The sequence below is a fragment of the Hominenteromicrobium sp. genome (assembly GCF_046974225.1).
Lineage (GTDB): Bacteria > Bacillota > Clostridia > Oscillospirales > Acutalibacteraceae > Hominenteromicrobium > Hominenteromicrobium mulieris.
The window spans coordinates 1-6,935 of the sequence record NZ_JBKWAE010000027.1 but is presented as its reverse complement, the minus strand read 5'-3'; the positions used below and the strand labels follow the sequence as shown (position 1 = coordinate 6,935).

Below are 6,935 nucleotides of genomic sequence, written 5' to 3'. Positions count from 1 at the left end.
TTGTAGGCTCCGAAAAGCCTTGTATTTACAGTGTTCCTAATAGGAAGTAATCATATCTCCTTTCCACATGCAAGTACTATCTAAAATGCGACTTTAATCTTAAATTCATTATAGTAAATCCACCTAATAACTGTCAAGTGAAATACTGCTCCTTCATCGCAATGTGAAAACAACTTGCAGTTGTTATTAAATTCGCCCTTAACGCGCGCAGTGCATTTCACTGCGAAGCAATTTTACAATAACCGCAGGTTATTATTTCACTCGCCGCAAGGCAAATTTCACTGAAAAAGGTCTTTGTCAAAAATGACAAAGACCTTTTTTCTGGTGGAGATGGCGGGAATCGAACCCGCGTCCGAAAACCGGTTACCGGGGCTTTCTACGAGTGTAGCGGCTCTTTTGACATTCCCTCCGCGCACCGCCGAACAGCAGGCTTTGCGCATCAGTAGCCTTTAGATCATGACAGGCTTAAAGGCGTGGGCCCGTTCACGTGCACCGCTAAGTGACGCTCTTATCCCGTCCGCGGTCCTACGGGTAAGAACGGCTGCTTAATTAAGCAGCAACAGCAACTGTATTGTTGTCGTTTAATTTTAGGTTTGCGGATTTTATAGCGGTCCCGCACCGCTACTCGCTTACCAGGGCTTCCAGTCCCCGTCGAAACCTTTACATCCCCATATAAAAAGCGATATTGCTATCGCTTTTATCTGTTTTTCTCTTTCAGCGCACGCTGAATATCGCGTTGGGCATCACGCGCGGCCATATCGGCACGCTTATCGTAGAGCTTTTTGCCCTTGCACAGACCGACCTGCACCTTCACCCGCGAACCCTTAAAGTACACGGAAAGCGGAATGAGCGAATAACCGACGGTTTTGGAAAGGCCAAAAAGCCGCATGATCTCGCGCTTGTGCATGAGCAAACGGCGCACCCGCATGGGGTCGCGGTTAAAGATGTTGCCCTGCTCATACGGGCTGATATGGCAGCCGTTTAAGAGCATTTCACCGTCCACAACAGAGCACCACGCGTCCTTTAAGTTGCATCTGCCCTGCCGCAGCGATTTCACCTCTGTGCCGCAAAGCTCAATGCCCGCTTCAAGGGTCTCCTCCACAAAGTAGTCGTGGTAGGCCTTTTTGTTCTGGGCAATCGTTTTAAATTCTGTTTTTGCCACTTGGCCTGCCTCCTTCTGCTTTGTGTGTGATTTACTATACACCACTTTCACGGTTTTGTCAACGCGAAACCGATTTTACAGCTCCTGTCTGCCCTCAATGGCGCGGGAAAGCGTCACTTCATCAGCATATTCGAGGTCGCCGCCGACCGGGATGCCGTACGCAAGACGCGTTACGCGGATACCGAGCGGCTTTAACAGGCGCGAAATGTACATGGCGGTCGCTTCGCCCTCAACGGTCGGGTTCGTCGCCATGATGACCTCCTGCACGGTGCCGTCCTGCACGCGACGCAAAAGTTCTTTTATTTTGAGCTGGTCCGGCCCGATGCCGCCAAGCGGCGAAATGGCACCGTGCAGCACGTGGTAGGTCGCATGGAACTCATTTGTGCGCTCCAGCGCGAACACGTCGCGTGGGTCTTCCACCACGCAGATAACCGAGCGGTCTCGGCTTTCATCGCGGCACACGGGGCAAAGGTCGCCGTCCGTCAAATTGCAGCACACGGAGCAGTAATGGATCTGCTCATGCGCGTCGATGATCGCCTGCGCAAAGCTTTCGGCATCCGCTTTATCCATGTTGAGCACGGCATACGCAATGCGCTGTGCGGACTTATGCCCCACGCCCGGCAAGCTCTCAAATTTATCGACGAGCCGTTCGAGCGGCGGTACGTGATAACCGGCCATTAGAGGATGCCCGGAAGGCTCATGCCGCCGGAGATTGCGCCAAGCTTCTCCTCTTTCTCGTTTGCGGCTGCGCGCAGTGCTTCGTTGACGGCAGCAGCGACGAGGTCGCCGAGCATCTCGGCATCATCAGGGTCGATGACCTCCGGCTTGATGTCGATATTCTTTACTTCCATTTTGCCCGTTACGGTTGCGGAAACGGCTCCGCCGCCTGCGGCCGCGGTGTATTCCTTCGCTTCAAGCTCCGTGGTAATCTGCTCCATCTGCTCCTGCATCTTCTGTGCCTGGCGTGCAAGCTGCTGCAAATTTGCGGCTCCGCCGCCGCTCATACCCTGCGGTAAACGTGCTTTCATAGTTAAGACTCCTTACTGTGTGGTTTTTAAATTTATTTTTCTTCGATCTCCACGCCGGCTTCGCGCATATCGTGCAAAAAGGCGTCGAGCGGATCTTTCGGTTTTTCGCCGTCCGCTGCGGGCGGCTTATAAGGGCCGAGTTTATACACCCGCCCGGTCACCTGCTGAATGGCCTCGCGGATCTTTTCTCTCTGGCTGGCACGTTTCAAGAGATCAAACGCAATCTGCGGCGCTTCGATGAGCATGTAGTCGCCGCTGATGTACGCCGCTGAGCCCTTGAACGCCGACGCCACCGACTTTGAGTAATTTTCCATATAGCCGATAATGTCCGACCAGCCGTCGAACGGCTGCGCATTTTTTGCAAGCTCCTCTGTGGACTGCGGCTTGTCCTTTACCGCGGGCTGCACAGGTGCGTTGTTCTGTGGTGTCTCGGGCTGTTGTACCGGTGCTGCCGGTGCTTCAGCCGCGGATACACTCGGTGCCGGGGTGATGGGACGGCGCAGGCCGCCGCGCTCCAAAACTTCAATGCGGCGCAAGAGTGCTGCGGGCGAGGTATCCATTTCCGGCGTGCAAAGACGGATAAACGTCATTTCCATTTCCGTGCGCTTATTCATGGTCTTCATGCGCGACTGCGCGGACTGGAACGCATCGAGCGCGTGCAGAATCGTTGAAAGCTCCATGGAAAGCGCCGTTTTGGTCATGGCTTCCAGCTCTTCGCCAACGGCATTTACAAGCCCGCTTGCGTCCTTCATCGTTTTGATGAGCATCAAATTGCGAAAAAAGCCCGCAAGCTCCTCGCACAGCCTGCCCATGTCTTTGGAAGACTTATACAGCGCGTTGATCTTTTCGAGTGCCGCGGTGCGGTCGCCCGTGCGAATGCACTCGGCGAGTTCAATTAAGTGCCCACGCCCCGCAAGGCCCGCCGTTTCCGCAACGAGCCCATACGTCACGTGCCCGTCGCTGCGACCGATGCACTGATCCAAAATGGAAAGCGCGTCGCGCATGCCGCCGTCTGCCGTAACGGCGATGAGCATCGCGGCATCGTGGTCGATTGTCACATTTTCCTGCGTGCAGACCCACTCAAGGCGCCCTGCGATGTCCTCCGGTGCGATGCGGCGGAAATCAAAACGCTGACAGCGCGATAAAATCGTCGGCAACAGCTTATGGACTTCGGTCGTCGCCAAAATGAAAATGACGTGTGCGGGAGGTTCTTCGAGCGTTTTTAAGAGGGCATTGAACGCCGAAACGGAAAGCATGTGCACCTCATCGATGATATATACGCGGTATTTCGCCGTAGTCGGCGTGAAGTTGGATTCTTCAATGAGCGCACGGATGCTGTCTACGCCGTTGTTGCTCGCGGCGTCCAGCTCTACAACGTCCAAAACAGAGCCGTCATCCAGTCCTCTGCACACGTCGCACTTGCCGCATGGATCGCCGTTTTGGGGATCCATGCAATTGACCGCCTTCGCCAGAATTTTTGCGCAGGTCGTTTTTCCCGTGCCGCGCGAGCCGGTGAACAGATATGCGTGCGAAATGCGCCCGGCCATCAGTTCGTTTTTTAACGTGACCGTCACCTGCGGCTGACCGACGACATCGGAAAACTGCTGCGGACGATATTTTCTGTATAACGCTTTATACAAACGGCGGCGCTCCTTTCTTTGTGAGTGATAAAAGAAAAAGACGCTTGGAACGTAGAATATGTGAACGGACAGGCAGCCTGCATCGCACCAGACGATCCGCTTAATGCTGCTCGGTCCCCCGCCTGACATGGTTCACGGTGTCTCGCCGCGCAGACCTGTCCGCTCGCATATTCCACGGTATATTCCAACCGCCTTGGCTTTTTCCGTGCGCGGAACATACTTGACCGCGTACTTTAGTATTATACACGTTTTCCCTTGAAAAGGCAAGCAAAAAATCGTATAATTTTGTATATGTTCATATTTGTAACGCGCACATGGGATTTTTTGCAGATTCTGCGCGGCAAAACGGGAAAGGATGAAAGAAAATGAAGATCAGAAATGCAGAGCTCTGTGACCTGCCCTATCTGCTTGAGATGCTAGAAAACGCGAAAGCTTCGCTGCGGGCGCTCGGCATCGACCAGTGGCAAAACGGCTACCCGAACGAAACCACCCTGCGTGAGGACATTCAAAATAGAATCTGCCGTGTTGTGATAGACGACGAAAACAATATTCTTGCAAGTGCCGCCGTGTATGTGGGCGACGAGCCGACATACCACGAAATTTATAACGGCGCGTGGCAGACAGAAAACAAAATCTACGGCATCGTGCACCGCATTATGGCGGCAAAAAGCGCCAAGAACCGCGGCGCAGCATCGTTTTTGATGACCTACTGCGCGAAACTCTCGCTTGAAGCGGGTGTCACCTCCATGCGATGCGATACGCATCCCGGCAACATCATCATGCAGCACACGCTCGAAAAGAACGGTTACATTCGCTGCGGCATCATTCACCTTACGGACGGCGCAGACCGCTTTGCCTACGAAAAAGTTCTGAAATAACGCACAACAGACACAGGCCCCGGCGAGCATGACAAAACGCTCGCCGGGGCCTCGCTCATTCTATTTTGTTATTTCTTTCGTCCGGTAAAATGACACCTTGCGGCATCATCGAAGCACGCGGCTTTCGTCGCGCCGGTCAAAATGCTTACATAGAGATCAGGCCGAATGCGTTCATGACAGAGCTGATAAGGATGATGGCTGCAAAGACCGGGCAAAGATACTTGATCATCATGACGAAGATCTTCTTTCTGCGGAACGTGCCGCCTTCTTGCGTCATTTCTTCTTCAATACGGTCTACACCGATCACGCGGGAAACGAGCAGGCAAGTCGCAATAGCCGCAATCGGCATCATAACGGAGTTCGTTAAGAAATCGAAGAAATCGAGGAACTGCATGCCGAGAATCTTTACGGCATCAAGCGGGCCGTAGCCGAGCGAAGACAGCGTGCCGAGCACGAGCATGATGATGCCGATAACAACGGTCGACTTTTTGCGGTTCCAATGGAGTTCATCTTCAAACGTGGAAACGGCGCTTTCCGTCAGCGCAATAGAGCTTGTGACCGCCGCAAACAGCACGAGCACGAAGAACAGAATGCCAACCACCGTGCCGAGGCCCATGCTGGCGAACACCTTCGGAATCGTGATGAACATCAATGACGGGCCCGCCTGCAAGGTGTTCGGGTCGCCGCTGGAGAACGCAAAGACCGCCGGGATGATCATAAGGCCGGCCATAATGGCAATGGCGGTGTCGAAAATCTCCACATTGCGTGTAGAGTCCTCAATGGACGTTTCTTTTTTCATATAAGAGCCAAACGTAACAAGGATGCCCATGGCGATGGACAGCGAATAGAACATCTGTCCCATGGCGGAAACGACCGTCATCCAGGAGAAATTCTCAAGGTTCGGCACAAGGAAATACTGAATACCCTTCAGTGCGCCGGGACGTGTGACGGAATAGATTGCGATGATGACAGACAACACGACAAGGATCGGCATCATGAATTTCGATACACGCTCAATACCGTTGCGCACGCCGGCAAAAATGATGGTCAGCGTGATGAGTGCAAAAACGATAAAGCAAATTTCGGCGGACACGCCGTCCGAGATGAACATCGAAAAATATCCATCCTCCGCAAGCTTTGTTCCGTTGCCGCAAATGTACTCAAAAAGATATTTGATGACCCAGCCGCCGATAACGGAATAATAAGGCACAATCAGGATTGGGATAATGGCGTTAATCCAGCCGCCGGCTTTTAATGTATGCGACTTTGTGAACGATGCATATGCACCCACAGGGCTTTTGCGCGTCATGCGGCCAAGCGATGTTTCTGCCACGATCATCGTGTAACCGAACGTCAGCGCAAGCAAAATGTAGATCAAAAGGAAAATGCCGCCGCCGTATTTTGCCGCAAGGTACGGAAATCGCCAAATGTTGCCAAGACCGACCGAAGCGCCGGCCGCAGACAGCACGAACCCGAGTTTACCCGAGAACATGCTGCGATTACTGTGATGTTTCTTCATTACTTCTCCACCTATTTTCTGCGAATATTCAAACACAGCCGCCGGTGAAACCGTTTTCCCCCTTCAGTTTCACCGGCGTGCTGCATCAATACGTTTAGCATACCACATGGGCCGCAAAAATGCAATATCTTGCTTTCACAAATTCATTTTGCGTTTTCTGTTTATATTATGCCTTATCATCGGCGCTGCGCTTTTTTCACCCAGTCGAGTGCGACCCAGCCGCCGGCTTTGAGACGTCCCCAGCCTTTTGCAGAACCCACACCTGCGCTCTCCTCTACAACCGTATAGCGCTTCGTGTCTGTGATCTGCCCCTGCACGTCATAATTCGTACCCGGACCCTTGCGGATATTGAGCGCATCTGCAGCGTCCTTGCGCACTGTATACGCTTTGAACGGTTCATACATAATTTTGCCATTTGAGGCATACACTTTATAACCCACAGGGCATGCGTTTTTCGCATTTTCCAGCATTGCATACGCGCCGATCTGGCTTTTTGCGTCCGACCAGCTTGTCCGCACGCGGTAAAGCTGCTTTGGCACGGGTTTCGCACCAGTCTTTGTCTCCTTTTTGTCGTCCTTCATTTCGCTTTCAATCATTTTAAAAAACCGCGCCCAGCCCTTGTCGAGCGTTCTATGCGGGCAATTTTTGCCGTCGAAGTCCTGATGCTTATTCACATGCGACATATCCCATTTGCGCTCGGTGTGCAGC

The 6,935-nt window shown here is 52.8% G+C and carries 6 protein-coding genes, 2 other RNA genes and 1 pseudogene; 1 reads left to right on the top strand and 8 read right to left on the bottom strand.

The genetic code is table 11. The features are described 5' to 3' along the window. Positions 1–322 precede the first annotated feature (322 nt). The 6 genes from ssrA to ffs form a co-directional block, all read right to left on the bottom strand. Positions 323–670: a transfer-messenger RNA gene (ssrA, locus tag ACLTX1_RS12480) on the bottom strand. A gap of 27 nt (positions 671–697) precedes the next feature. Then, positions 698–1,162 (bottom strand): SsrA-binding protein SmpB, encoded by a 465-nt coding sequence (smpB, locus tag ACLTX1_RS12475; RefSeq protein ID WP_308448281.1) that lies wholly within the window; start codon positions 1,160–1,162, stop codon positions 698–700. Between the two features lie 75 nt (positions 1,163–1,237). After that, positions 1,238–1,840 (bottom strand): recombination mediator RecR, encoded by a 603-nt coding sequence (gene recR / locus ACLTX1_RS12470; RefSeq protein WP_308448280.1) that lies wholly within the window; start codon positions 1,838–1,840, stop codon positions 1,238–1,240. Next, positions 1,840–2,190 (bottom strand): YbaB/EbfC family nucleoid-associated protein, encoded by a 351-nt coding sequence (locus tag ACLTX1_RS12465; RefSeq protein ID WP_343284304.1) that lies wholly within the window; start codon positions 2,188–2,190, stop codon positions 1,840–1,842. Before ACLTX1_RS12465 ends, recR begins: the two co-directional genes overlap by 1 nt. A 32-nt stretch (positions 2,191–2,222) precedes the next feature. Next, positions 2,223–3,830: a DNA polymerase III subunit gamma/tau gene (gene dnaX, locus ACLTX1_RS12460; protein ID WP_343284303.1), complete on the bottom strand. Its 1,608-nt coding sequence runs from the start codon at positions 3,828–3,830 to the stop codon at positions 2,223–2,225. 63 nt (positions 3,831–3,893) lie between these two features. Beyond that, positions 3,894–3,991, bottom strand: an RNA gene (gene ffs / locus ACLTX1_RS12455) — signal recognition particle sRNA small type. A gap of 204 nt (positions 3,992–4,195) precedes the next feature. Here ffs and ACLTX1_RS12450 point away from each other — a divergent pair. Next, a complete protein-coding gene (locus tag ACLTX1_RS12450; protein ID WP_308448277.1) occupies positions 4,196–4,708 on the top strand; it encodes a GNAT family N-acetyltransferase in 513 nt (170 codons plus the stop codon). Between the two features lie 145 nt (positions 4,709–4,853). On the opposite strand, the gene ACLTX1_RS12445 is transcribed toward ACLTX1_RS12450, so the two are convergent. Continuing rightward, the gene (locus ACLTX1_RS12445) at positions 4,854–6,227 is read right to left on the bottom strand and encodes a sodium-dependent transporter (RefSeq protein WP_308448276.1); all 1,374 of its coding nucleotides are present in this window, start codon (positions 6,225–6,227) and stop codon (positions 4,854–4,856) included. Positions 6,228–6,403: 176 nt separating this feature from the next. Continuing rightward, a pseudogene (locus ACLTX1_RS12440) lies at positions 6,404–6,935 on the bottom strand (hypothetical protein); the annotation flags it as partial.

Coding starts and splice junctions, on each gene's coding strand:
- ACLTX1_RS12450 (WP_308448277.1), top strand. CDS start 4,196: ATGAAGATCAGAAATGCAGAGCTCTGTGACCTGCCCTATCTGCTTGAG.
- recR (WP_308448280.1), bottom strand. CDS start 1,840: ATGGCCGGTTATCACGTACCGCCGCTCGAACGGCTCGTCGATAAATTT.
- ACLTX1_RS12445 (WP_308448276.1), bottom strand. CDS start 6,227: ATGAAGAAACATCACAGTAATCGCAGCATGTTCTCGGGTAAACTCGGG.
- ACLTX1_RS12465 (WP_343284304.1), bottom strand. CDS start 2,190: ATGAAAGCACGTTTACCGCAGGGTATGAGCGGCGGCGGAGCCGCAAAT.